Below are 26,315 nucleotides of genomic sequence, written 5' to 3'. Positions count from 1 at the left end.
TGGTATGTTGTATGTCTATAAATTGCATCGAGAACATTGCAATTAGATGCATGCCAATAGTAACGTTCTCGGCGCTCAGAGCGAGCGAAGCAACATATCTTTCTCCGTAGGAGCAAATTGCGTTATATTGAGGCTCTTGTACCCTACAGAAAAAGAGCAAGTTAAGAATGAAATCGATGGGAATCCGCGCACAGCAAAAAGAGAAGACACGTCGATCATTGATCGATGCGGCATTTAGTCAGTTAAGTGCGGATCGCAGCTTTTCCAGCCTTAGCTTGCGAGAAGTCGCCCGAGAGGCAGGGATTGCACCGACTTCTTTTTACCGTCACTTCAAAGATATGGATGAGCTAGGCTTAACCATGGTCGATGAAGGCGGTTTGCTACTACGTCAACTGATGCGTCAGGCGCGTCAACGTATTGTGAAAGAAGGTAGCGTAATTCGTACCTCGGTCGAAACCTTTATGGAATTCATTGAAAGTAGTCCGAACGTTTTTCGTTTGTTGTTGCGTGAGCGCTCCGGCACTTCTGCTGAATTTCGTACCGCTGTTGCTCGAGAAATCCAGCATTTTGCGGCAGAATTAACCGAGTATTTAATGAGCACCGGCGTGACCAGAGAAGAGGCGTATACTCAAGCAGAAGCGTCTGTGACTTTGGTTTTCAGTTCGGGGGCTGAAGCTTTAGATTTAGATCGACGTGAGCGCGATGAACTCGCCGAGCGATTGATCATGCAATTGCGAATGATAGCCAAAGGGGCCTATTGGTATCGCAAAGAACGTGAACGTAACCGATTAAAAGGCGGGATAGAATAATGTCGAATGGAAATAAATCTGAAAAGAAAACGCTGATTTTGGCACTGGTTGCAGGTATGTGTGGTGATGCTTTGTTGTCATGGTTGACCATGAGTGAAGTGTCTTTTTCAATCTTCCCATTGATTGCACTCGTACTGGCTGTACAAGCTCTTTACCAAGAGTACCTAAATAATCCGGTATCAGAAGATATCCCATTAGTTGGCTTGGCGTGCTTCTTCGTAGGTGCGTTTGGTCACTCTGCGTTTATTAAAGCGCAATACCCAGAAGCAGGCTCAAACTTCTTTGCGATCATGGTTTCAATGATCTTACTCGCATGGATTGGTAAGAAGCTAGGTTTTGTCAGTAAGAAGACTTCTGCGGAATAAGCAAACGAATCAAATAAAAAAAGCGAGCCATTGAGCTCGCTTTTTTTGTATTTGACGCCGTGGGTTACATTTTGCGTTCCAATAGCACGCCCGCTTCCATATGGTGGGTAAATCGAACTCTGAATCTTGTAACGTCTTCTAAAATCCAACTTTTCATTTTAATATTTTGTTTTTAATCGGATTTTAATTGTTCCTTGTCCAAGGATGTCTTTAGCCGTACAATGAAAACTCGTCTTTCCCCGTACCCCACGCCGTACCCAGAGCTGTACCCAGAAATACAGAGGTTTTTCAGTCATGATCAAGCCAGTCGATAAAATTAGTACGAATGCCACGCTGAAAGCATTGAAGCCACAAGGCAAGGAATATTTAATTCCAGATAAGAAAATCGAAGGATTGAATATTCGCGTTCGACCAACGGGCACGATGACTTGGATCTTTCGCTTTCAGGCTGGTAACAAACACGAAAAAATCACCATGGGACGGTATGTTAAGTTGAAACCGGAAACGGGGATGACACTTGAACAGGCTCGAACAGAAGCGGGGCGTTACCGTAGCTGGCTGGAAAACAATAAAAATCCGAAACAGGAACTGGCACGTGAACAGCGCGAGCAAGAGGAAGCAAAAACTTTTGATGATGCTTTTGCCAGTTTTGACGAGAAGCGTTTGTCCAAGCAGCTACGAGGAGAACAAGCGAGGGCAACCTATAGCCGGGATGTCAAACCATTTCTTGGTCACATCAAATTAGAAGAGTTGAGAATTCATGATCTTAATAAAGTATTTGATGCAAAGGTTGATGAGAATGGACAGCGAAAAGCGGGTGCGATTAATGCATGCCATAGAATTATCAATCAGGTGATCAACCATGCGCTAGCTTTGAATATGATTGGTGCACACCCTGCACCACATTTGAAATCCAAGGATGTCGGTGGTGGTTCTAAGGTCACAAAACGCAATTTGAGCTTTTCAGAATTGAAAACATTGCTAACAAGCTTGCCTTCTTGGCGTACAGAGCCCTCAAACGTCCGTCTAATGCAGTTTTTGCTCGGGTGTGGGCAACGTATTAGTGCTGTGCTTGAAATGCGTTGGAGTGAGGTAGATTTGCAAGAGAAGGTATGGTTGTTGCCAGCCAGTTCAAAAGAACGTCACACCAAGAGTCAGGAGAGCCGAAAAGTACCATTAAGTGATTACCTACTGAAACTTCTTAAAGAGCAGCGTGAGAATGTACCAAGCAAATGGAAACTTGTTTGGCCGCAGCTTATGGATGACAAACTTCAAGAACCCGCAGCAGTACGTGCTCTGATCAAACGCAATTTACCGGAAGATTTTGAGCGTTTTTCGCCACACGATCTACGCCGCACCTTTATCAGCCGTTGTAGCGAAATGGGGCTGGATATCGTGGCGATTGAAAAGACGGTTGGTCACCAGCTACCAGGTATGTTGCGGGTATATAACCATCACGACTATCTTGAAGAGCAGTTAGTGGTACTGCAAGCATGGGGAGAAAAGTTGCAAGCGTTAGATACAAGCAATGTCATTCCTTTAGAGTCGATGAAGTTGCCTAAGCATTTGTAAAATTCTTAGAGATTATTCTTACTAGTTAGGGGGTGTTACTCTTTATCTGAGCGAAATTTAATCGTGGCTCTTTGGCTATGTGGGCTTCATGAATGGGGAAGTCTTTTGGAAGACGATAGAGAGAATACATAACTCGCTAAGATTTTTCGTATGCTCCCTTCTCTTGTCCATCGGCAGCATCCACTATCATCTCTCCAACTAAACGAGCTTAGGGTTAACCTTCATCAAAACGTTGACTGTTATATAGATCAAATAACTACTCCAAAAAGTCCCTCACATTGACGGTGCTTTAGTACTATTGAGTGGTATGTTTAATACCTCTTTAGTATTACTAAAATCAATATTTTCAAATGTAATACAGTACACCAATAAAAATAACAAAAAATTATCATATACATAAAATATTTTGCTGCATGCTGGAGGCCATAATGTATCTTCAATTAGGAAGGCTGGGAGTTAATCTTGATGATCTTATTGAATCTCTTGATCATCTCGAGACATATGTGTTCATCAAAGATACGCAATCCAGATATATCTATGCAAATAACCTAAGCCTGCAGTTAATGAGAATTGATAAGAAAAAACTGGGTCAAATAAGAGATTCGGATTTTTTACCAGAGGATACCGTTGAGTTCATAAAGCATATTGATGCTAAGGTCATCAAGGGAGAAACGACTAGGGAAGAGGTTTTCATTAATGATGCAAATGGTAAGCAACGGATTTATCTTGAGATGAAATCACCAATTTATAGCCCCGAATCCTCTAATGAGGTTGTAGCTATCTTAGGTATTTCGACTGATATTACAAAGCAAAAGGAACTCGAAAAGAAGGCATGCCAGCAAGCTCAAATGGATGAATTAACTAAAGTTTTCAACAGGCGTGGACTCATCGAAAGCGTACAACGATACCTAAAAAAGAGGATAAGTGAAAACACTTTTTCTGCTTTTCTATTTATTGACTTGAACGATTTCAAAAAAATTAATGATGATCATGGCCATACAGTAGGCGATCACATATTACGTGAAGTAAGTGAACGTATGAAAAGTAGTGTGAGGGCTTCCGGCCTAGTATCAAGGTATGGCGGAGATGAGTTTGTCGTATTTTTAGGGAGCGTTGGGAGTAGCAATAGAGAAGCGGAATACTACACGGAAGAGGTGATGTCGAGAATTGAGAGTGCACTCGCTGGTCCAATAAATATCGGCAAAGGTAAGGTGCAGGTAGGTACGTCAATAGGTAAGTATATTATTGAAGGAGCAGACTTTTCCCTAGAGTCAGCGATAACTAAAGCCGATGAGAATATGTACTACGAGAAAACGCGAGTAAAGAAGATTTAGACTGAACTAAAGTGTCGCAACTCATGCTTGACCTTACAAACCCACAGGTTAGTACAACTAGGTCGTACTGCGAATGTGCTGGTGTCGTAACTCACAATGGGACAAAGCGATTTGCAAAGAGTATGGTATCTACTCGAAAGTTTTAGTAGTTTGACTGATGAACTAAGATGCCGTAGGTGATTTGAGTTGTGGTCAGTCGTATAGAGAGAAAATTAGAGAAGCTGCTTAAAAATGAACGTCACTTGACTAGGGCTGAAGCAGTTAAGCTACTAGCAAAATTGAAGCAGAAAAAAACAAAAAGCAAAAGTAAACATCAAGCACTGAAAACCGTTTCAGGGGGAGCTGTTTCTCCTCGATAGAACAAGTTGTCTAGCATCACACCAGTATTGAGTAACGCGCTCAATTAATGATGCTCGTCGTCGGCAGTTCAGCAATCCTCCACAGCATGCTGTTTGGGACAAACGCTCCTTCAGTTTTTGGGCCTGCTAGACACTGCAATGAAATCAACTTTATTGTCTTGCGAAGTTATATTTAATTTCTCTTTTAATTCTTCAACAGGTATTGGGTGGCTTAGATAGAAACCTTGGGCTTGTTCACAGCCTAACTCTTCAAGAATTCGTAACTGGTGAGCGGTTTCTACTCCTTCCGCAACGACTTGAATTCCGAACCCTTTTGCAATGTCGATAATGCCTGAAGTGATCGCTCTTGAACGATAATCAACCGCAATATCTTTGATGAAACTACGATCTATCTTGATTTCATCGACGTCGAGTCTATTGAAAATTCCAAATGAGGTATAACCGACCCCAAAGTCATCGATAGAGAACGCTACACCAGACCTTTTCATTTTTTTTACTAGGCTTGCACATTTTTCTATATTCTTAAGTGTGGCTGTCTCTGTGATTTCAAGGCATAGGTACTTTGAAAGTTCAGTGTCTTGATTTAGCTGATACTCAATTTGATGAATACCCTCAATGCTATTTAGCTCAGTCGCTGAAATATTTACAGATACGCTTTGGATGACACGGCCTAGGAGCTGAGCTTCTTTAAGTTGCTTTGATGCTTGCTTGATTACTAGCTTCGTTAAAGCGCTACTAAGATTATTTTCTTCTGCCAGCGTGACAAATACTGATGGAGGTATATCTCCGTATTGAGAGTGGGTCCAGCGAGATAGCACTTCAACTCCCGTCATTCTCTTGTCTTTTAGGCGATATTTTGGTTGAAAGACTATCTGTATTTGCTCTTCTTGAATCGCATGACGCAACTCTATAATCATGCGTTGTTTTTGGAAATCTTCTTCAGCGAGTTTTTTGTCGTGGTATCGGATAGTATTTTTTGTTTTTTTTGCCTGAGCTAGAGCATATTTTGCCGACGACATGAGTTGCTTGACACTCTCTCCATCATACGGGTAGAAGGCCACACCAATAGAGCATGTCACATCAATCTCATGATTTTTTGCATGTTGATTAAACTGCTTTTGAACGCGAGCTAAGTGCAGAGCTATTTGGTTTTCATCATGCATTCGTACCAAACAAGCAAACCCATCAGAGTGTATTCGTGATGAGAGAAGAGGAAAGACCGTATGAGAGTCAATAGATTGTGCGATATCCTTTAGAAACTGACTACTTTTCGTAAAACCGAGGTGATCGGCTATGGGTTTAAAGTTATCAATATCAAGAAGAAAAAGAACGTAGTGTTCATCTTCTTTGGCACTTTGGATTTTTTGTTCTAGGTAGCGAAAAAATACCAAAGGGCTGTGTAAACCGGTTACAGAGTCAATGTCATTCGCTTGTTCAAGTTCTCGATTGTTCTTTTTTACCAGTCCCCACAGCAATAAAGATGTGACCACTATAAATAACATTCCCTTCAGTGATTGAACCAAGGTATAGACTTGTGTATTGCTCGATAGGAGTTCTACTGCTTTATCTGAGAACCAAACCCATAGCGACGCAAACACAAAGTAAGTAAAAACGAACTTAGTGGAGGATTTTATATCTCTTTTCATACTGACCACAGTATTATTTGTGTACTGCCCATGAGTAAGTTTATACTTAAATAAGTAAATTATCATTAAATTGCATGTCAATCTAGAGGCACATCACTAAAGTGTTAAAAATGTTACATCGAGCATCAATCACAGACTGTTAGGGCTATTCTGGCGTTTTAATGTATGTTGGTTAGTCACGTCTTGGAGTTACTCTCTATGGGGTTTTGCTCAAGATAACTCTAAGTAAGGAGTGATGTTTCATACAGAGTATTCAAAGGTCTGATTAAGTCTTTGAGTTAGTATAGATCTGTGAGTGGCAATGTCTTTTATATCTAATGAAAAAATGGATGATTTAACTTATGGAGTATATGGAGGAAATGAAACAGATGAGGGATAAGTTAAATCTGAGAAAGTTAATTCTGTGCCTGAGTGTGTTCAGTGTACTAGTCACTCTTCTTAATACTTTTCACTCCATATATAGAGTTCAGCATGAGCTGCTAGTTAACAATACCATAGAGTCCAACCGTGTATATGCCGTTAAAATGGCGGAAATAACGGATACTTTTATTGATTATGCTTTATCCCAACTAGAGTACAGCGCACCTATAATCAGCCGTAGAATGCTTGAACCGCTTGTATTGCAGCAAGAGGCAAATCGATTGCGAACTCAAACCGACTCTTTCAACTCTGTCGTAATTGTTAATGCGGACGGCGTCATCATATCGGTTTCACCAGAAACTATTGAAGTGAAAGGTGTTCAATTAACTGAAGAAAGCGCGTTACAGTCTCTAAACGCGAAAACTCCACTTATCACGAATCCATTTGTATCCCCTGCTGGTAACTATTTGACAAGCATGTCGTATCCTATCTTTTCTGAAAACGGCGATTACTTAGGCTATGTTGCGGGAACCATCTACCTCGATCAAAAAAATATATTAAGGACAATTCTTGGGCAGCATAGTTACAAAGATGGGTCATATTTGTATGTTGTCGATAAGCATCAGACGTTGATTTATCACCCTGATCCGCAACGAATTGGAGAAGTTATTACTAATAACGAAGCAATAAGAGCGGTAAGTCGTGGTGAGGAAGGGGGAAAAGCTATCGTTAACTCCCAGAGCGTTGGCATGCTCTCTGGATACGCGCCCGTAAAACATGCTGGCTGGGGGATTATTGCTGAGAAGCCAGAAGAGCGCGTTTTGTCTATGCTTGACGATCAAATGTGGCATATGTTTATAGAGTCACTCCCAGTTAGTGTTCTTATATTTTTGATTATTTGGGTTTCTTCTATTTTTATATCGAAACCTTTATGGCAATTAGCCAGTGTAGTCAAAAGTTTTGAAAGCCATAACTCTACCAAGCAAGACTTAAATGAAGTGAAGCCTTGGTATTTTGAAGCGTCATACTTGAAACGTTCATTTCTCAGCACGTTCAATATTGTATCCAGCACTATTGATCAGCTGCACCTAGATACTTTAACTGATCCCATGACTGGGCTACTGAACCGCAGAGGTCAAGGTAAGGCGATTGATACCTTGCTCGCACAAAAAACTCCCTTTTCTGTGCTAGTTTTGGATGTTGATTACTTTAAAAAAGTGAATGATAGCTTTGGTCATGATGTCGGCGATGATTTATTAGTCAGTGTGGCAAGTATGATCAAGGCTCAGGCACGAGAAGTTGATATTGTTTGCCGCTCTGGTGGCGAAGAGTTTATCGTTTTCTTAGTCAAAACCGACATACATCAGGCTAAACTCGTTGCCGAGAGAATCCGTAAATCTATTGCATTAAACAAGTTTGATGCCGTAGGGCATGTTACGATTTCTATCGGAGTGTCTCATTGGTCAGCAGAAGATGAGCCGATTAGCGAGACTCTTAAACGTGCCGATGATGCTCTTTATCAAGCTAAACATAATGGTAGGAATCGCACCGAACTCGATCTCTTCAAGTGAGAGGCCTGAAATTAATGATATAGCCCCATTATGCGTAGTGCTTAAGTATTAGGAAGGAGCAATCACCTTCCTAATACCTGATTTCAAGTATTAGGAAGAACAGAAGTCGGGGGCGAATTAGTTTTGATAGGTGGCTAGAGGTGGTTATTTCACGAGACTTCTGCTTCGTTTCTTTACCATCTGCCCTCAGCATCGTCAGCCGAGTGATATGTTGAGTTATTCCCTTCAAATTTCAGCCGACCAAAACTTTCACATAATACATCAAGAGCGATGTTGCTTTCTAAGATGGTTTCTACAGGTACTGCGATAGTTTCATCGTCTGAGAAATCGTTAATATCCAGTTGATAGCGCTCAAAGCTGTGTTGTTCTTCGTCAGTTAAAGATGACTTAAGTTTGTGCTCAAATACTCGACCATATAACCAGCATTTGATATTTCCTAGTGAAAATTCAATAAGCGGTGCTTCACCATAAATCCCATCCATTCGATTGTTGGCTTTTAGCATAGAGTGGACCGTTAATATCATTGCCACACTGTATGATCTTCCTGCAACCTGTATTTCAGGACGCGCAAGCTCACACCAGTGATCCGAAGAAGATAGCTCGTACAGTTTATTGCTTCTAATCGTTGCTGCGTCAATGACCTCTTCGCGTAAGTAGGGATGAGAATGAGCCGTTCCAATGTATTGATAATCCTCGCCGAAAACTTTAGCGATATCTTTTTTTATTGAAAGAGAGAGTGGGTTCCATTCAACTGAAGAGCATTTTCTTTTAGCTGATGTTTCAACAGAAACATGATTTATCGTACATTTAAATGGGTGGGCTTTATTCGCATATCCCCAAAGGTGGGCCGCTGTCTCTATGGAGACTGATTTGCTGCCCTCGTGCTTTATCGCATAAGCCTCTAAACCAGCCATGATTAGCTCAAATATCGCACTTTTACTGACTGAAATTGTCGCGGTCATTTTCTCTTGGTTCCTATTATTGACGGTTATTTTCTTAGTTTGATGAGAGGTAAGACACAAGAGTTATTGGGCGAACTCTACATGTTCTTTCAGTTTGTTTTTATAGCGCTCATAAAGCGAATCCCATACATCTTCACTTACCATGTCTAGTGGTACGTATTCTTCAAAAATGACACCACTGTCGTCAGGGTAGACAAGCTCGGTATAAGCATAACGTGGGCCATCTACATAAAGCGCTTCCCAACATTCGATGCATTCATCTTTAAACCACTCTTTTGTGATTGGCCCAGGGTCGTTATCCAGAAGATGAATTAAGTTCTTAGAATCGAAGAAATGATGTTCTTCACTTTTGATATCAAACAGGTAGCTAGAAAATAGAGCGATGGCTCTTCTGCAGAAATACCATAATCGCAACATTGAAACCGCGCAGGTGATTGAAGAGCTGATACAGTGGGCGAAAGAGATGCAAGCTGACGCTGAGATGATGGAAAAACTGGGGCTTTCCACTGATGAAATTGCGTTTTACCGTGCATTGGTCACCAACGAGGCATCTGTGCGCACCTTAGGCGATGACAACTTGCGCCAACTCGCTATTGAACTCACGCACCAACTGCGTAAATCGGCTACTGTAGATTGGCAGAAACGAGAAAGCGTGCGTGCGCGGATGCGCAACCTTGTACGCCGTTTATTGCGTCGCTGGAAATATCCACCTGATGCAGCAGAAGAGGCAATTAAGCTGGTTCTGGATCAAGCTGAAGTGCTGGCTGACGGGTGGTATGCGGCATGATTAAATGAAGGGCAAGGTCTGAGAGCCTTGCCTTTCCATTAGTGCTGACATTGGTCCTGTCTTATCATCCCACTTTCTGCTGAATATTATTTAAAGTGTGTTTGTATTTAGAGAATGATCCCTGTAGTTTTCTTTTCCTCTTTAGGCTTAACGACTTTTGGCTTCGCATGCTCTGTTTGCTTTCGTTTTGACTTCGTATAAGCGGACTTACGTGCAATACTATGATTTTCGATTTCTGCAATATTTCCTTTTACTACTTTTGCATAGGCAAACTTAGGCAATACTTTGGTCACTTCAATGGTCGCAACTTTGATTTCATCGTGGCCTAAACTCTCTTTTGTCACTGGATCGATAAATTTTTCACCCAAATTGAAGACATCAAAGTATTGTCCTTGCTTAACTGTATTGCCGCCCGAGTTCAAAACTAAAGAGCCATTATCGCCAACTAAAACCACTAACGGATAAATGTTATCTTTTAGTTGGTTAAATATTTTTTTCGAAGCAATATCAACCAGAAGATTCAAATTGTTTCTACTTGAAGTGGTTGGAATAGTTGCTGACCATTTCACTTGATTATTGACAACATCGAGAATTTGAAATTTTACCAAAACTTTAGAGCTATAGTAGGTTTTCACATCTTTAATGCTTTCCCCTGTGAGCTCTACGGTACGTGAGTTATCGACGACACTTTTGTTAGTGTTAGCAGTAACAACCTGACCAGTTACAAAATACTGTAACGTTGGGTCGAGTCTGTCATATAGTACTTTGAACTTTCGGTCTTGCACCAAAAGTTCTTCGACTTTTTTGCCGATAATAGTGCCTTTTGGGCCAGAAAAACTACCAACAGCGATTGTTCTTCTTTTGGCATTTTGATCTTTTATTTTCTCTCTAGGGTCAACCTCAACCTTAACCTCTAACTTTACCTCACAGCCATAACTTGAACACTTTTCATGTAGCACTTTGTACTTAACGTTCCCTCGCGAGTATGTTGCAGTGCCATCTGCCATAGAGTCGTTTAACTGTTTTGTCTTTCCGTCGTTAATTGATGTAAGGAGTGAAGTGCGGGCACTTTCAATAGATACACCTGAGACCTGTTCTACCGCACGCCTTAAACTGACATCAATAGCCTGATCTAATGTTTCTCCTTGCCCATTTGTTATAACTTTCTCATAACTTGCAGCACTAGATAAACATGAGAATAAGCTTGCTGCGCAAAGTAGTATAAGCCTTTTATTCATGTTAAAAATCCGCCACATCAAACATATCTTCCGATTCAGCCGAGTTAATGTTATCAGAGAGAGTTTCTGCTCCCAGGGCTTCTTGCTCCAGCTTTTCAGCACTCATTCCACTTGCCATATTTTTTGCACTCACAATCTTCTTAGGATGCCAAACGAGTACCGTCCCCACCATTTCATGCCCCATCACAGGGTGCTTACGACGCCATTCAAACTCAGTACTTACACCAGTCATATTTTGTACACTTGATGTCATTGAAGCACTTTGTTGAACGGATTTGATTAATTCATTAGTTAAGCCTGGGGACTTTTTGCGAACAGCACCCGTTATCAAATCGAACTGCTCAGCTTTACTGACACGGTTTTCCTCTGAAGTTGACTCTTGGAAATCGCCATTCAGATTATAGGTTTGTGCCAAGCTCGCCCAAGCGTTGTTCGTTGCAAAGCTCTTAGCTGCTTTACGTTCAATTTTTCTTTCCGTTGGTGAGGATGTATAAGTAACGCCTGCTTGACCGTATGAAATCAACATGGGATAGCCGTCGGAGTCATAGCTAACTTGAGTTCCTACCTTCAGATATAGACTGTCTTTTTGGTTATAGAACATATCGTAGATAGATGTCATTTTAGGGTTAGCTTTATCTTTCTGTGGTGTAATTTGACCGCCGGAATCGATCATTGCACGAACTTGATCTCGTTTATTTGCAGACAAAGCAAGAACAACCCCAACTGTCCCTTGACCAGAATCTCTGATTTCTTCATAAGTTTTGATAATCATCATTCCAGCCAAATCACCGTATGAAGACCTTATAGTCTGCTTGATCACTGACTCTTTAAATAGATCGCGCTTGATCGATGGTGGGGCTGCTTCAAACTCTTTTGGATCAATCCCCATTTCTTGTAATTCTGCATCAAGTTTACCTTCTAGCACCGCAACCACTTTATCTAAGAAGCTCGCCATCTGAGAGTCACTCTTAAAATCCTCTTCAGTCGGGGTCGGCAAGCCGCTATTTTTTGTCATGGAGTAAAGCATGTTATTTTCGACACTGGTATTTAGTGTTTGTAAGTATTCTTTTTGCGCCTCTAATACGGCCTTATCTAATGCTGCTACTCGAAACTCTGCCCATCGAGGGTCATTGCGATCTGCCATGATTTCAGCAGAACCAGAATAAATAAATACACTATGTTGCTTACCCTGTTTATATAAGGTGCGTTTTACGTTTGACACATAAGCATCAAGCTTTTCATCAATGGCATCAGTGGTATCAACATCGTTTTGAACTTGGACCACATCTTTATCGGTTTGTTTGCCCGCAGCCTCTTCTGTTATTTCTGCTACCGTTGTTGTATCTACTAAATTACCTTCTTGAGATGCATGTGTTGGTAATGACAAGCCAGCGATTACCATTGCTGTAAGTAATTGGTTTAATTTCATTTTTAATCACCTAACCCTCTAACTAAAAGTAATGGGCAGCTTTCACTGCCCATCATTTGACGCTACCTACCAGCTCACACTTGAGCCATCCGCTACCTTGCCGACTACTCGCTCTCCTTCCCAATACGCTAAACCATTTTCTATATTGGTTAGTGACATTTGGAAATAGTACTCAATTCGTGTATCTCCGTTATCTAGAGTTGAGTCTCGCTGAAGGATTTTGCCTGATAGGCTAAAGTCTGGGGCTAGTACTTGGTTATCTCCTTTGACACTTGCCTGTTTGACCATTTTGGAATTTTTTAAATCACGCATTTTTTTTGTGGCATCGTCCTCACCGAATGCAGTTGTTACTAAGAATTTTCCTGATTGAAGTAACTTTACTCTTAAAGATTTGGTTAGCTGATCAGTGTCTAAGCGCTGCATAGTGTCATTCTCAATGCCACTTACATAAATAATGTATCGACCACCAACATCTGCTTGAGGGTGAGTCATCAATTTATTAGAAATAATGTCATCAGCCATTTCATTTGCTGCTTTCGAGAAATCAGCGTAAGAGAGGGCTGCTACCACATTTGTCGTTGTATCAGCAGCATCAATATAAGATGTGGTTGTTTTACAACCAACCAAGCTCATCGCAGCTACAACAGCTGCAATTGTCAATTTTTTCATGTTTATCCTTAAATATTTACGACTTTTACGGATGGTTCTATTAATGGAGAGACCGCTTTCACGTAGATGATGTGTTTGTTAGATTCTGTACTAAGCTCAACTGGAATAGTGAAAGATCCTGCCTTTATTTCAACTGTATTGTGTTTGGCTTTGATTCGAGTTGCTTGATATTCACTCGGTAGGGCTGAGAAAGTTCGAATATCAGCACCAGTAGTCACCATTTGTAAAATGGCTAATGCATCACCAAGTAAAGCGTTTTCATCTTTAACTTGTTTTTGAGCGATGGTTTTTAATGTTACTCGGGTGATTTCACGAGCTAAAATATATGGAAACTCCTGATCGAATTCGGCACTAATTATCTTATCCATATCTGCAATAGTGCTGGTCTTTGAACCATTAATTGTAATGCTGTCAAATGTTGTACCGCGTTTTTTCAAGGTAGGAATTGCGATACCAGCATAAGATACATTGTTAGACAGTAAGAAAATTGGCAGATCAATTCGACGCTCTTCTTTCACTGGCGATTTGCCATTTTCAAAAATCACCCAAACTTGATCTTTTAGCTTAGATTGGCTTGGATTTTTAACCATACTACGTGCCAATTGATAGTCCGCTTTGGCAGCAGGTGAACCAGTAAGAGAGTGTACACGCTTGAAAGAGTTAGCAGCTTTTTCAAAGTCTGACTTAGATTTACCTGTGATGAGTAAATGAAGACCGTAAGAGTATGTAGTAAAAGGGTTGACGTAGCCTTCATAAGGTTTCCATTGGCCTTGCTCAATACCTGCTTTTTTTAGTGTATTTTGTGTCAAATCCGATTCTATGGTCTGCTTTACCAAAGCGCTTGACTCACCAGCTTCAGACTCCAGTTCTTCGCTTCGCTCCTTAATGATATCTGCAAAATGTTGAGCAGCTCTACGCTGTCGCTCTTCTGCTCTATTTAGTTCAACGCGAGCATTTTGATAGTCATGAAGTGATATAAAATTCCATGCTTTAATGGTATTTGTCATGATGCCGTCGTAATGCGCTTGTTCGTAAGCCAACATGGCGTCATTTCCAACCATTGAACCAATAAGCTCAACTCCCTCAGAAGCAGTACTTTCCGTATCTTCTTCTTTCATCATTGTTTCTGTTTCATCAAGCAGCTTGGTGGATAATTCGTATTCACCTGCATAGTTCAAGCTTGCACCAGCTTGCAATGTCCATAGTAGGTCGCTTGTTTCACCTGAATCGTTATCGTAGCCAGCATGTTCTAAGGCTACTTGAGATGCTCCCGAAAAGTCACCAGAATCAAGTTTTGAATTGAAGCTATCGAAGTCGTTTCTCTGCATCATACTTGTACAGCCTGACAACATAACCACACTGATCGCACTACTAATTAGTTTTATATTCATTGACTTTATTGTTATCTAAATGATTGATTTTTTGAACTAGAATCACCTTATACTCACAAATAGCACTGCAATCAAGCTCTTAATGTGTGGTTAATTAACACTTTTAGTATTATCTGATTATTGAATGCTATTTATTTGATTTATGTCATTAGGCTCACATGCATCTCTTGCCTTTGAAAGTTGAGTGTATCTACTAAACGTAAGCGAATATCGATTGTTATCAGCAGGGAAGCTCTTTTTATCTCAATTGGACCATTTCATTATGTGTAGCAGTAATGAAAGGAATTTCAGATAGATATTATCTTCGTGTATATCCCAACGGTTTCATTTTTAGGAGCTTTTTATGCACGAAAACAACTACTATTTTGATGGTCCTGTCACAGCAGATAAGGTGCTCGACGCGGCCGCTGAAATCCTTGCCACACGGGCTCTCCGAGGCGAACAATATTGCAATCCCGAAGCAACAAAAACCTATTTATCTTGCAAATTAAAACACCATGAAAGAGAGGTGTTTGCGGTGATGTTTCTAGATAATCAGCATCGCCTTATTGCTTTTGAAGAGCTCTTCTTTGGCACAATTGATTCGGCAAGTGTTTATCCCCGAGAAGTCCTCAAAGCGGCTTTAAAAGTCAATGCCGCCGCACTCATCTTTGCTCACAATCACCCTTCTGGTGATGCCACACCTTCCCAAGCCGATAAACAAATTACGCAAAGGCTCAAAGAGGCTTTAGCGCTGGTGGACATTCGAGTTCTTGATCATATCGTGGTTGGCGATAGCGCCATCTCTTTTGCAGAAAGGGGGCTACTATGATCCAGAAAACATCGGGTGAACTGGAATTGCAGGATAGCTTTCATCGAGCATTGCTTTTGATAATCCAACGTTATTCGATTCCTCCACAAGCTCAGCGTATGGTCCTGAACTGTCGACAAAGACGCTATTACCAGACGGGGCAGGGGCTTCACCCCATTGAAATACAATTTCGTCGGACTTCGGCCAGTGAAGATTGGCAGGTCGTCTGTTTAGCGAGTTTTTCTTATTCGGAAAATAAACCGAGTGAGATGGAGCCTGAACTCTACTTTCATCTCTTCAATCTTTGGTGTTATCAACCAGATAGCGGTGCTGCAAGTCTCGCACACCCGCAAGTGAAAGCGCTGTTAGATACTTGGCTGAACGCGCTCTCTCGACACCTTACTCAGTCCCTCTTTGATGACATTCAGTTATCGATGATTCAAACCTTCGATGAACACCACTCATGATCACATTTTAACCTCGGCCACTTTTAGGAGATCTAGCCATGTCTATACTGAATTTTACGCCGTCAGTGCTGCCTGTTTCTAATAAGCTTCTGGCGTTATTAAACCAACATTGTCATGCCTCAATGGAATCAACACAGTCCACCAGCCATGCCCTCTCTATCCATTTTCGAGACAAAAGCTATAGCGCGGAAGAAGGGGGATATCATCCGGTTGAGATTGGCCTCAACATTGTGAATGGTAAAACGGTTGATATTCTCTACATTACCGATTTTGCGTATATGGGGAGCTATTATCCGGAGTTAGAGCGATGCATTGATTTTGACTTTGGCAATCAAGTCGCTTTTACCGTCGCCACGGGATGGCAAAGCATTCGCTCTCCAGGTTTCGATGAGCTGTATCAAATGTGGGAGCAAAACTTTCTTCAGTACGTCGAATGGGAGTGTTACGACGACATTCAGATTTCTCATTAACTTTTATCAATCTAGCCAAGCTTTAACCTGCTGCTTTATATCTCCACCAAAGAATCAATCAAACTTCTGGTTGTGGTAATCCCAACTGTTCATCTCGCTCTGTCACTCTTTCTAATATCCAGTCTTGGACCTCGCTTTCTACCCAAGCCACGCTGCGAAAACCCAGTGATACCGATTTAGGGAACTTACCCTCTGCCATGAGCTTGTACATATACGCACGGCTCAAACCTGTATTACCCAGCACTTCTTTTAGTCGAATTAGTCTCATTTTTCTGTCCTCATGATTTGTTCGTCATAAGGAGGTAGCTAGTTGTAATTTTTCCGGACGCTAACTAAGGAGCGCTTATGTCCGAACAGCACGATCTTTTTACTACGCTTGAAAGTGAGATACGCCAGGCATCCCTCAATGAGCGTACTCGCACCAAGTTACTCGATAACCTCAAACAAATGAGAGCCACCGAGCTCAACATCCTCATTACAGGAGCCACCGGAGCAGGAAAAAGCTCAACGATTAACGCTCTCTTTGACATGAGTGTTGCAGAGGTGGGCATCAGTTGTGAGCCGCACACGCAGGGTGTTACGCAATATCGTCTGAACAATCTTATTCTTTGGGATAGTCCTGGTCTGGGGGATGGTATCGAAGAAGATAAGCGCCATGCCCGCTTATTGAAAAATACGCTGAGAGCGAGAGATGAGCAGAACCGTTTCGTGATTGACTTGGTACTTGTGATTCTTGATGGTAGCTCACGCGATTTAGGTACACCTATCACCTTGATTAACGATGTGCTTATTCCTGCATTAGGCGAAGACGCACAGCACCGTTTAATCATCGCCATTAATCAAGCCGATAATGCGTTAAAAGGAAATCAAGCCTGGGACTACGAAAGCAATACACCGACACCCGTGTCTAAAACTTATCTTGAAACCATGGTGCGCTCGGTTCATCGACGCGTATTGCGTGCAACAGGGGTTTATCTAAAACCCGTCTACTACGTTGCGGGGCACTGTGATGGATTGGCCAAGCAACGGCCCTATAACCTTTCCAAGTTGCTGTATTTGATTGTTGAACGTTTACCAAAAAATAAACGGGTCTTACTGGCGAATCGCACGCTTTCCCCTCGACATGAGAATTGGAAAGACAACGATGCCAGTGATTACAACAAAAAAACCAGTCTTAGTTTGTGGGAGGCAATCTTCGACACGACGACTCAAGGTGCGCAATACGGTGAAGAGATAGGAAGTGTGTTTGGCACGACAGGTAAGCACCTGGGCAAAATTATAGGCGGTGCACTAGGGGCATGCTTAGGCAGTTTACGCTATCTCTTTGGCTGGTAGATAAGAGCCACTACGGTTACATCTCTCAAAGCCAACCTCTCTTCGACATAAGTTGTCGCAACCACCTTTTAATATCAACTCATTGAATAATAGATAAAGGATATCTCATGAAACCTATTGTAATTACCGCAGCACTAACACTGCTTATGACCTTTACTGCGTCTGCTGAGGGCTACAAAGTCGAATACAAAGACATCAACACCCGATGGGGACCAAAGACGAAAATATATGTAACGTCCCTCTTTGACTACTCGACTGTCTTCGGGATCGAAGTTAACCGAGGTAACTGTGAAGTCGCTAGACCAGAAACACCAAAGATTACCGTCAACAAGAATAAGTACAGCCAATCTGAAGAGTTACTCAAAAACATGAGCAACCCTGATTACAAAAAGCCCTCCAGTAACAACAAGTCTAGTGGTGTGAAATGGCTTCCTTATCCCGAAGTGGATTTGAAGTACGGAGAGTCTACTGGTTATGTCACTATAAATGCGGATTAAACAACTGAAAGGCCACAGGGGCCTTTCTTTTTTTGTAAACTCAATAGCGACTGTAACCGAAGCTTCTTCCGTTCCCAGATAGTTTGCTTTCTTTTTTAGCAAAGTAACTAACACGGTAAAAGGCTTGATTGTATTGATTCTCATAGAGCTCTTTATCGCACCTCTTATTGATTTCACACGTGCTGCTCTTAGCGAAATAAATTGCACGATTTGCCTGTTCAACCGAAAGACCTGTCGCACTTGCCCAAGCCTTAGCAATCATTCCAGAAACGTATTCTCCCGTAACATCATCGTAAGGTCCCATTCCTTGAAAAACATCACCATTTAGCAATACGGCAACGTGATAGTGAGGGTTCTCTGAAGTGACGGCCTCTTTGCACCAAATAAATCGTGGCTTAGAGTGGCGGTTGTGCGTTTTACGTTTTAGGTAAGCACACATCATCGCTTTGAAGGACTCTTGAAATTTTGTGATTTGCTTACTTGATACTTTCTCGCTTGAAAAACTTTTGGGGTATCTTAAATCGATACGAAGTAGCAACGTTCGAGAGTATTGCTCTAGAGCCCTATCAAAAGTGTTTTTAATAGCTAAAAGGCAGGAAGGTATTAGAGGTCCTTTCTTGGAGTATACCGGTAAGTCCATATCATCGATGGTGAGTATTTCTGCATGTTCAAGATAATTGTTCATTTCTATCATTCCTATTGGTTAGTGTTCTCAATAGGTAGATAGGTTGTTGTAATTAATTAGATAAGATTCATATAAATACTATTATTACCGACAGTCTTCCACTCCATTCCTCCAGCCACGTATCTTTGTTCAACAAGGCTTCCAGTGGCTTCAAAACTTGCAAAAGTTACTCTGATAAAAACTACCCATCAGTTTGGCGAAACGCCTCTTTCCTTTTCAAAAAAAACAGACATCAAACGATGTCATTTTGCCAATCACGTCATGCCTGAGCTTACGCTGTCACATAAGAACAGGTCTAATCTCCGTGATTTCTCAATGAAAAGGCTATGATAACCTTGCTAAAGCTAGATTTGGCGGTGGATCTTCTTTCATATTTATACTTGAAAAACACCTTAAAAACATTTAAAAAATACCTAATAAATACTTTAAAATTACTGAGTAATAAATGGCTAGTGTTGTCGAGAATATAAATGTAGATAGTGACCCTAGGTTTCTTTTTGATGTGAGCTTTGAGCTAAACATTGTAAGTAATCAGGATGACATCGACTTAAGAATAGACATTGCGAAAGATGCGGTTAGGAAGGGTAAAGTCGAAGATCTCAAGCAAAAAAGAAACCGCTTTGCAGAAAGTAATGTCGCTTTGAGTGAATATGAATGGATTGATTTTAGAGATTACGAGACATGTTATTTTGTCTGGTACTTCATGCTGCTCGGTTTTCGTTGCAAGACCAATAACACTAAGCTGTTAAACAGGAATCTGAACATGGATTTCAAGACGGTTTTCGCTAACAGTCACTTAGGTCGTATCACTACTATTACAGTGCCGAGCTTTCGTGAGAATAACTCTAAGTCAAAGATGCATACTATTCTTTATTTACATTACTTGTTTTCAGAAAATAAAGTTGATGCAAAATCACAGAAAGAATTGTTGTATGCTCTCAAGAGGAGATATCTTGAGTTTAGGCAATCAGCATTCTTCAAACTAACTTTGGAAGACAATAGAGACAGGGCTCAATGGACAGAAAGTAGGCTAGAGAATGACGGCATTTTTCTACCCATTGAGATTCCTGTTAGTGCAAAAGCGCATAGCTCATCGTTAGCGATATCGTTCTTTTTTTGGGACCAAAGCTCTCAGTTTTCAATAAATACCTCAGGTGAGGAGTACATTGTTGGCAAAAGTGTGTACGTTCATAAACTGAATCTTTCATGGAATCAATATAAGCATAGAGAGAAGAACAAGCTTAAAAAGGTTAAGGCCTACAGTTTTGAGATGGAGGAGTCTCTGCAAAAGAAAATTGATCACCTGTCTAAAGCACTTGATATGAAGAAAAACAAACTTATTGAGTATCTCATCGAGCAGGAGTACACCAAGCAAACTAAAAAATAGCCTAGATGTTTTAGTTCTCAGAACGGATTGGTTATAAAAATGAGCGCGTACTGATTTCTGATTTTAGTTATGTCCGAAACAAAAACGCCACGAGCAAAGCTGGTGGCGTTGACATCAAATCCAATCATAGCAATCGAGCATTTTAGATGCTCCCGTACCCCAAGCCGTACCCAGAGTGATTTTTGCTACAATTAAAAGCCGTTTAATCCCTTACTTAATGCGCTCTAGCAGTACACCTGCTTCCATGTGGTGGGTATAAGGGAATTGGTCAAACAGAGCAAAACGCGTCACGTTGTGTGTTTCGCATAGAATGTCCAAGTTCTCTTTTAGAGTTTCAGGGTTACAAGAGATGTACATGATGCGCTCGTAACCTTGCACCATTTTACAAGTATCGACATCCATCCCAGCACGTGGTGGATCGACAAAAATCGTGTTGCAGTTGTAGCTCTTCAGATCCACACCTGCATCTTGTAGACGACGGAATTCACGCTTACCTTCGATCGCTTGAGTAAATTCCTCTGCTGATAGACGTAAGATTTGTACGTTATCAATCTTATTGGCAGCGATGTTGTACTGTGCAGATACCACAGATGGCTTCGCTAGCTCAGTTGCCAGTACGCGGTCGAAATTCTGTGCCAACGCCAGCGAGAAGTTACCGTTACCACAGTAAAGTTCTAGTAGGTCACCAGTGCTTTCTTGGGTACAGTCGACAGCCCATTCCAGCATCTTCTCTGCGACTTTGCCGTTCGGCTGAGTGAAGCTGTTCTCTACTTGTTGGTAGATGTAGCTTTGACCATTTACATCGAGCTTCTCGATCACGTAGTCGCGGTCTAGGACAATCTTCATCTTACGAGCACGACCAATGATGTTTAGATTGAAGCCTTCATCATTTAAACGCTGTTTAAGGGCTTTCGCGTTTTCAATCCACTCTTCATCAAGTTGGCGATGGTAAAGGAGTGAAACCAGAATCTCACCACTTAGTGTCGATAGGAAATCCACCTGGAACAGTTTACGACGTAGTGAGTCGTTGTCTTTCATCGCTTCAACCAATAGCGGCATCAGGTCGTTGATCAGACGGCTTGCAGCAGGAAATTGGTCAACACGGTATTTCTCACGAGTTTCTTGGTTGAACATGATGTAGTAAAGATCTTCGCCTTCATGCCAAACACGGAACTCAGCACGCATGCGGTAGTGCTGCTCTGGTGATTCAAACACTTCCAGTTCTGGCATGTTGTATGGCGCGAACATATCCGTGAGACGTTCGACTTTTTCTGCCAGTTGTTCTTGGTAGCGTTGTGGGTTTACATCAAGAGTAGCCATGATCTTACCTTTTATGGTGCATTCAATTTAAGAGCGCAGATTTTATTCAATCTCAATAGGATGTCCAGTTTTGTACTGGAATTGATTTAAAGATAGTGCGTACAGGCAGAGTAGAAAGCAAAATCAATCAAAACGTTACAACTTCTAAGGGCAATATTGGCTGGACAAATAATCAATAGCTGAATAATATTTGCCTCAAGTTGGTGCTATCTAGCAATCTAGATGGCTGAAATGGGAATCTGGTGTAAATCCAGAACTGACGCGCAGCGGTAAAAGAGAACGAACGCTCATCAGACACTGCATTAGTTTATGTGGGAAGTCGAGCAAGTAGGCGGTACACCCGTGCTCTTGAGTCCGAATACCTGCCAACAACTGAGCCACAGCACTGGACTGTCATGACGACAGGGCTCGGAAGGAATTACGCGATTTAGGACAATACAATGAGAAAATCCGCACTGGCGATCACTTTGGCATCGCTGCTTTCACCTGTCTCTTATCTACAGGCCCAGGAAACCTCCACTGACGAAACCATCGTTGTTACGGCAAACCGTTTTGAGCAAGCCGAAAGCCGTACGTTGGCAGATGTCGAAGTAGTTACTCGACAAGACATCGATCGCATTCAAGCGAAAACCCTACCAGATGTATTGCGTCGCCTTACCGGAATTCAAGTTTCACAAAATGGTGGTCGTGGTCAGTTAGCGTCTTTATTTGTTCGTGGAACCAGTTCCGACCAAGTTTTAGTACTGGTTGATGGCGTACGTTTTGCACGAGCAGCGAAGGGCGCTGTGGACTTTAACCAAATCCCACTTACTTACGTTCAACGTATTGAGTACGTGCGTGGTGCGCGTGCGTCACTTTACGGCTCAGAAGCGATTGGTGGCGTGATCAATATCATCACCATTGCGCGTGCTGACGAAGAAGGAACGAAGTTAAGTGCGGGTTTAGGTAGTTTAGATTATCAAGAATTGAGTGTGGCATCTGGTATTAAAGTCACAGAGAGCGGCCAGCTAAATATCGCGCTTGGTAGTGAAAGTGATGATGGTTATAACGTTCGTCCTGTACCGGGAGTTAATGACGGTGATCGCCATGGCTTTGATACAAAGAATGGTCTGCTAGGTTACGTGCATAACTTCAATGACCAGTGGTCTGCATTTGGTAACCTACGTGCTTACGAAAATGTTTATCAATATGACAGCAGCTACGGTAGTCGCGGTTACTACGAAGCAGAAAAAGACGATCTTTCTGTCACTCTGGGCGGTAAGTATCAGTCTGATAATGTGATGTCAGAACTACAAGTAACAGCACAGAAACAGAAGTCTTGGAACTATGAGCAAGCAAAAGGCAAACACTCAGGTACTGAAGATGAACTTGAGCAGCAAAATGTCCAGTGGACCAACAGTTACTTGCTAAACAACAATACGACGTTGGCTGGTGGTATTGATTGGCGCAACGAGTCTTATAAAGACAAGAGTGCGAATAAAACGTTTGATCGTACCAATGGCGCTCTGTTTGGTATGGCAACCACTAGTATTGATAAAGCAATGCTCGAGGGCAGTGCTCGCCTTGATGATAATGAAGAATACGGTAGTGAGTTCACTTACAGTTTAGCGGCTGGTTACCAGTTTGTACCAGAGTTTGGGGTTAAAGCCTCTTTTGGTACTGCGTTTAAGGCTCCAAACCTATATCAGCAGTATGACCCGACATACGGTGAGAAAGATCTGAAGCCGGAAGAGTCAGATGCTTGGGAGCTAGCATTCAGCGGTGATGTCCAAGGCGTTTTTTGGTCCGTCACGGGTTATGACTATAAAATCACGAATCTTATCGATTACCATCCAACCACGTACAAATATTTGAATGTCGATGGTGAAACACATATCCAAGGTGTGGAGCTTGTTGCTGAGTTTGATACAGGGATTGTGCAGCACCAGTTGAGTGCAGATTACAAAGATGCTGAAGACGATAAAGGGCATCAGTTGCAGCGTCGCGCTAAAGAAATGTATAAGTGGAATGCTTTAGTGAGCTTCGATAAAGTGGACTGGTCGGTTAGCTATCAGTACGTCGGTAAGCGTCCAGATGTGGATTACAGCACTTGGCCTTCACAAGATATCACGCTTTCTTCTTACTCGTTGGTTGATACGGCAGTGACTTACTATCCGAATGAGTCGACCTCTATTAGCGCTCGTATCGATAATCTACTTGATGAAGAGTATGAGATGGCAAAAGGTTACCCCGCTGCAGAGCGAGCGTACTATATCAACGTTGGCTACGAATTCTAATCGTGAATGAGCACAAACCGCCTTCGGGCGGTTTTTAATATTTTGTGGTGGAAAATCGAATGAAGAAACCCAAGCGAGTGGTGATCAGTTGGTCCAGTGGTAAAGATTCGACATTAACGCTTGAGCGCCTTAACGAGAATCCAAATTATCAAGTTGTCGGTTTGTACACGACTTACGTAGGGAAAGAAGTCCCTTTCCAAGCAACTCCGCTTGAAGTCGTACAAATGCAAGCAGACTTACTTGCGCTTCCGCTCATTACTATCGAGCTACCTGAAATCTTTCCAAGTAACGACATTTATCAATCGACCATCGTTAATGCATTACAAAGTAGTGGTCTGAACATAGAAGCTGTCGCATTTGGTGATATGTTTTGTAATGGCATTGCCGATTACCGACGCAGCTATATTGAACCTGTTGGCTGGGAATGCGTCTTTCCTCTATTAGGGGAGAGCAGCGAAAAACTAGCGATGGAAATCATAGAGCGTGGTATTCAAACTATGTTAATCACCATCGACGGAAGAGTTCTCCCTCCAGAATGGTGTGGTCGCTGGTATGACAAAGCCCTAATAGAGTCATTACCAAGTCAAATTGATCCCTGTGGGGAAAATGGTGAATTTCACACATTGGTCACGTCTTCGCCATCTTTTCAAGGACATATCGAGTTGACGAAGCGAGATGTAGAATCTGGAGATAGATTCAGCCATCAAAGATACCATGCTAAAGCATTGCCAAAACAAATCTACGCAGTATGATCGCAACGTTTCTGTTCTTTAGGTAAGGCTCGTGCGAGTAGCAAGTAAGAAAAAAGTCCTAGTTTTTGACTCCGGTGTTGGTGGCCTTTCTGTATTCCAAGAGATACATCGCCTATTGCCCCAGCTAGACTACTTATACTTATTCGATAATCAGGCTTACCCTTATGGTGAACTCGATCAGGCTGTACTCGTTTCACGAGTTAACCAACTGGTCTCTTCTTTAGTCGAAGAACACCAAGTCGACATTGTCGTCATTGCTTGCAACACGGCGAGCACCATAGTGCTTCCTTCCTTACGCGAAAATTTATCGATTCCCGTTGTTGGTGTTGTCCCTGCGATTAAACCCGCATCGCTTTTAGCATCAAAAGGGGTAGGGCTGATCGCCACTCCGGCGACAGTAACACGCCAATATACTCACGAGTTAATACGAGACTTTGCGCAAGGCAAACCAGTTGAGCTGTTGGGATCAACTCGCTTGGTGGATATGGCCGAAGAGAAGTTGCGAGGCAACAGCGTTTCTCTAGACGAACTGACAAAAATCCTGCTTCCGCTTCGCGATAAAGTAGACGTTGCGGTGCTCGGTTGTACTCACTTCCCTTTAATCAAAGAGGAAATTCATCAAGCTTTGGGTGGGGACGTTACTTTAATTGATTCGGGTGCAGCCATTGCACGTCGAGTAAAAGCATTACTATTAAGTGATGAAATTGAGGATACGGAAGAGGGAAGTAAGTCGATTTATGCCAGTGCAACTCCTTGGCAGGAAGATGCACTGAACATTTGTTTAAAGAAGCTAGGTTTTAATCCTGTTCTGGTTTACCACCATCCGGGTGTTTAGGATCGTTCGCAATTCTAACTTTTAGCGTTCTTTCCATATATTCCTTTTCATTAAGTTTAGCGATAGCTGGCTTGGCATCTGCCGCAGCCATCACGACAAAACCAAACCCTCTTCTTTTTCCAGTGCGCTTATCTTTCATTAAGCGTACTGCATAGACCTGTCCATATTCAGCAAACAAATCGCGAACGTGACTCTCATTGGCCTTATAAGGAAGGTTGCCGACATACAGAGTTTTAGTCGATGGATCCGAGTCCGTTGATTGAATAGAAGGTGTCTGGCTAGAAAATGAAAATAAAAAAGCAGTAGCGATAACACCAATGAGAAAACTCAAGGCTGGTGGGATGGTGACTTGAGAGAAGACGATTCCCCCAACGACGGCCAGCCCAACACATAAAATCAGATTTTTTTTAGACGTCATTTTAATTACTACACATAGTGATAAAGAGATCGATTGTCCATTAACAGAATAGACACATGAATCTTACGTATATGGTTGGTGTTTTTCCAACCAATTGCTGTGATATGTCTCAAATGTGACGAAGAAATATGCAAATATCACGCTTTTGGCTAACTAATGACCTGTTGAAAGTTTTTTTGCAAAAAACGCTTGTACTAATTTCTCAACTCCCTATACTGCGCATCCACCGACACGGAGTGAGACGAAAGTCACACAGCGAGTCGGAATTGAGAGAAAAGAAATTTGAAAAAAATGCTTGACTCTCTCACGGTGTGAAGTAAGATACGCACCCCTAACGACGAGCAACTAAGTTGCTGAAAATGTTAGAAAAGCTCTTTAAAAATAAGAACCTATCAATCTGTGTGGGCACTCGTTGATGATAATCCAATTAGATACCTCGGTATCAAATAAGGTTTCAATGAAACGAAGTGACCATTGAATCTTCGGATTCAGCACAGTCAATTCAAACATTACTTTATGTAATGTTCAGTATTCATTGAGCCGAACAAAATCTTAAATTGAAGAGTTTGATCATGGCTCAGATTGAACGCT

24 protein-coding genes, 2 pseudogenes and 1 riboswitch are annotated in these 26,315 nt (G+C 41.9%); of the genes and pseudogenes, 15 read left to right on the top strand and 11 right to left on the bottom strand.

Annotation, left to right across the window (positions count from 1 at the left end; all coding sequences use genetic code 11):
* Positions 1-167: 167 nt before the first annotated feature.
* The 4 genes from fabR (at position 168) to R7F64_RS20775 (ending at position 4,080) form a co-directional block, all read left to right on the top strand.
* Positions 168-809 (top strand): HTH-type transcriptional repressor FabR, encoded by a 642-nt coding sequence (gene fabR, locus R7F64_RS20790; protein ID WP_005378632.1) that lies wholly within the window; start codon positions 168-170, stop codon positions 807-809.
* Complete coding sequence (locus R7F64_RS20785) at positions 809-1,174, top strand: YijD family membrane protein (protein WP_005378634.1); 366 nt, start codon at positions 809-811, stop codon at positions 1,172-1,174. Before fabR ends, R7F64_RS20785 begins: the two co-directional genes overlap by 1 nt.
* Before the next feature lie 294 nt (positions 1,175-1,468).
* The gene (locus R7F64_RS20780; RefSeq protein WP_025576334.1) at positions 1,469-2,746 is read left to right on the top strand and encodes a tyrosine-type recombinase/integrase; all 1,278 of its coding nucleotides are present in this window, start codon (positions 1,469-1,471) and stop codon (positions 2,744-2,746) included.
* A 428-nt stretch (positions 2,747-3,174) separates the two neighbouring features.
* Entirely contained in the window at positions 3,175-4,080 is a 906-nt protein-coding gene (locus R7F64_RS20775) for a GGDEF domain-containing protein (RefSeq protein WP_025576420.1), read from the top strand.
* Between the two features lie 469 nt (positions 4,081-4,549).
* Here the strand turns inward: R7F64_RS20775 and R7F64_RS20770 are convergent, their stop codons facing one another.
* Positions 4,550-6,085, bottom strand: coding sequence for a putative bifunctional diguanylate cyclase/phosphodiesterase (locus tag R7F64_RS20770; RefSeq protein ID WP_262635479.1), 1,536 nt, complete (start codon positions 6,083-6,085; stop codon positions 4,550-4,552).
* Between the two features lie 368 nt (positions 6,086-6,453).
* Here R7F64_RS20770 and R7F64_RS20765 point away from each other — a divergent pair, with 368 nt between their 5' ends.
* A complete protein-coding gene (locus R7F64_RS20765; protein ID WP_025576417.1) occupies positions 6,454-8,016 on the top strand; it encodes a sensor domain-containing diguanylate cyclase in 1,563 nt (520 codons plus the stop codon).
* A 173-nt stretch (positions 8,017-8,189) separates the two neighbouring features.
* Here R7F64_RS20765 and R7F64_RS20760 read toward each other — a convergent pair whose 3' ends face one another.
* Positions 8,190-8,978 carry a hypothetical protein gene (locus tag R7F64_RS20760; protein WP_025576416.1) on the bottom strand — a complete coding sequence of 263 codons (789 nt, stop codon included), beginning with the start codon at positions 8,976-8,978 and terminating at the stop codon, positions 8,190-8,192.
* A 63-nt stretch (positions 8,979-9,041) separates the two neighbouring features.
* Positions 9,042-9,389: pseudogene (locus R7F64_RS20755) on the bottom strand (hypothetical protein); the annotation flags it as partial.
* Between R7F64_RS20755 and R7F64_RS20750 the strand changes: the two are divergent.
* A pseudogene (locus R7F64_RS20750) lies at positions 9,355-9,765 on the top strand (type I restriction enzyme endonuclease domain-containing protein); the annotation flags it as partial. The pseudogenes R7F64_RS20755 and R7F64_RS20750 sit on opposite strands and share 35 nt — an antisense overlap.
* Before the next feature lie 107 nt (positions 9,766-9,872).
* Here the strand turns inward: R7F64_RS20750 and R7F64_RS20745 are convergent.
* From R7F64_RS20745 to R7F64_RS20730, 4 genes are all read right to left on the bottom strand, one after another.
* Positions 9,873-11,003 (bottom strand): hypothetical protein, encoded by a 1,131-nt coding sequence (locus tag R7F64_RS20745; protein ID WP_025575956.1) that lies wholly within the window; start codon positions 11,001-11,003, stop codon positions 9,873-9,875.
* 1 nt (position 11,004) lies between these two features.
* Entirely contained in the window at positions 11,005-12,432 is a 1,428-nt protein-coding gene (locus R7F64_RS20740; protein WP_025575955.1) for a DUF6844 domain-containing protein, read from the bottom strand.
* A gap of 66 nt (positions 12,433-12,498) precedes the next feature.
* Positions 12,499-13,101, bottom strand: a complete 603-nt coding sequence (lpoB, locus tag R7F64_RS20735) for a penicillin-binding protein activator LpoB (protein WP_005393740.1) — start codon at positions 13,099-13,101, stop codon at positions 12,499-12,501.
* Positions 13,102-13,109: 8 nt separating this feature from the next.
* Positions 13,110-14,492 carry a COG3014 family protein gene (locus R7F64_RS20730; RefSeq protein ID WP_025575954.1) on the bottom strand — a complete coding sequence of 461 codons (1,383 nt, stop codon included), beginning with the start codon at positions 14,490-14,492 and terminating at the stop codon, positions 13,110-13,112.
* A 343-nt stretch (positions 14,493-14,835) separates the two neighbouring features.
* Between R7F64_RS20730 and radC the strand changes: the two genes are divergently transcribed.
* The 3 genes from radC to R7F64_RS20715 are packed head-to-tail and all read left to right on the top strand — an operon-like array spanning position 14,836 to position 16,219.
* Positions 14,836-15,303: a RadC family protein gene (radC, locus tag R7F64_RS20725; protein ID WP_025575953.1), complete on the top strand. Its 468-nt coding sequence runs from the start codon at positions 14,836-14,838 to the stop codon at positions 15,301-15,303.
* Positions 15,300-15,749 carry a DUF2787 family protein gene (locus tag R7F64_RS20720; RefSeq protein ID WP_025575951.1) on the top strand — a complete coding sequence of 150 codons (450 nt, stop codon included), beginning with the start codon at positions 15,300-15,302 and terminating at the stop codon, positions 15,747-15,749. Before radC ends, R7F64_RS20720 begins: the two co-directional genes overlap by 4 nt.
* Positions 15,750-15,787: 38 nt before the next feature.
* Complete coding sequence (locus tag R7F64_RS20715) at positions 15,788-16,219, top strand: DUF2787 family protein (RefSeq protein WP_020904487.1); 432 nt, start codon at positions 15,788-15,790, stop codon at positions 16,217-16,219.
* A 58-nt stretch (positions 16,220-16,277) separates the two neighbouring features.
* On the opposite strand, the gene R7F64_RS20710 is transcribed toward R7F64_RS20715, so the two are convergent.
* Entirely contained in the window at positions 16,278-16,487 is a 210-nt protein-coding gene (locus R7F64_RS20710) for a helix-turn-helix transcriptional regulator (protein WP_025575948.1), read from the bottom strand.
* Positions 16,488-16,564: 77 nt separating this feature from the next.
* Here R7F64_RS20710 and R7F64_RS20705 point away from each other — a divergent pair, with 77 nt between their 5' ends.
* Positions 16,565-17,554, top strand: a complete 990-nt coding sequence (locus R7F64_RS20705) for a GTPase family protein (protein ID WP_025575946.1) — start codon at positions 16,565-16,567, stop codon at positions 17,552-17,554.
* 107 nt (positions 17,555-17,661) lie between these two features.
* Entirely contained in the window at positions 17,662-18,051 is a 390-nt protein-coding gene (locus tag R7F64_RS20700) for a hypothetical protein (RefSeq protein WP_025575943.1), read from the top strand.
* 40 nt (positions 18,052-18,091) lie between these two features.
* On the opposite strand, the gene R7F64_RS20695 is transcribed toward R7F64_RS20700, so the two are convergent.
* Positions 18,092-18,736 (bottom strand): inovirus Gp2 family protein, encoded by a 645-nt coding sequence (locus R7F64_RS20695; RefSeq protein WP_025575941.1) that lies wholly within the window; start codon positions 18,734-18,736, stop codon positions 18,092-18,094.
* Positions 18,737-19,181: 445 nt separating this feature from the next.
* Between R7F64_RS20695 and R7F64_RS20690 the strand changes: the two genes are divergently transcribed.
* Entirely contained in the window at positions 19,182-20,123 is a 942-nt protein-coding gene (locus R7F64_RS20690; protein WP_025576332.1) for a hypothetical protein, read from the top strand.
* A 210-nt stretch (positions 20,124-20,333) separates the two neighbouring features.
* On the opposite strand, the gene trmA is transcribed toward R7F64_RS20690, so the two are convergent.
* A complete protein-coding gene (trmA, locus tag R7F64_RS20685) occupies positions 20,334-21,443 on the bottom strand; it encodes a tRNA (uridine(54)-C5)-methyltransferase TrmA (protein ID WP_205391035.1) in 1,110 nt (369 codons plus the stop codon).
* Positions 21,444-21,627: 184 nt separating this feature from the next.
* Positions 21,628-21,828: riboswitch (cobalamin riboswitch) on the top strand.
* A 55-nt stretch (positions 21,829-21,883) separates the two neighbouring features.
* Here trmA and btuB point away from each other — a divergent pair.
* The 3 genes from btuB to murI are packed head-to-tail and all read left to right on the top strand — an operon-like array spanning position 21,884 to position 25,306.
* Positions 21,884-23,719 (top strand): TonB-dependent vitamin B12 receptor, encoded by a 1,836-nt coding sequence (btuB, locus tag R7F64_RS20680; RefSeq protein ID WP_005378674.1) that lies wholly within the window; start codon positions 21,884-21,886, stop codon positions 23,717-23,719.
* Positions 23,720-23,778: 59 nt separating this feature from the next.
* A complete protein-coding gene (locus R7F64_RS20675; protein WP_005378675.1) occupies positions 23,779-24,471 on the top strand; it encodes an ATPase in 693 nt (230 codons plus the stop codon).
* A gap of 31 nt (positions 24,472-24,502) precedes the next feature.
* Positions 24,503-25,306 carry a glutamate racemase gene (gene murI, locus R7F64_RS20670; RefSeq protein ID WP_064354402.1) on the top strand — a complete coding sequence of 268 codons (804 nt, stop codon included), beginning with the start codon at positions 24,503-24,505 and terminating at the stop codon, positions 25,304-25,306.
* Here murI and R7F64_RS20665 read toward each other — a convergent pair.
* Positions 25,269-25,724, bottom strand: coding sequence for an RNA-binding protein (locus R7F64_RS20665; protein ID WP_064354401.1), 456 nt, complete (start codon positions 25,722-25,724; stop codon positions 25,269-25,271). The genes murI and R7F64_RS20665 overlap by 38 nt on opposite strands.
* Positions 25,725-26,315: the final 591 nt, after the last annotated feature.

Origin of the sequence: Vibrio sp. Vb1980, assembly GCF_033338615.1 — a bacterium.
GTDB lineage: Bacteria > Pseudomonadota > Gammaproteobacteria > Enterobacterales > Vibrionaceae > Vibrio > Vibrio alginolyticus.
The sequence above is the reverse complement of the archived record's forward strand: the minus strand, read 5'-3'. Positions and strand labels throughout refer to the sequence as shown.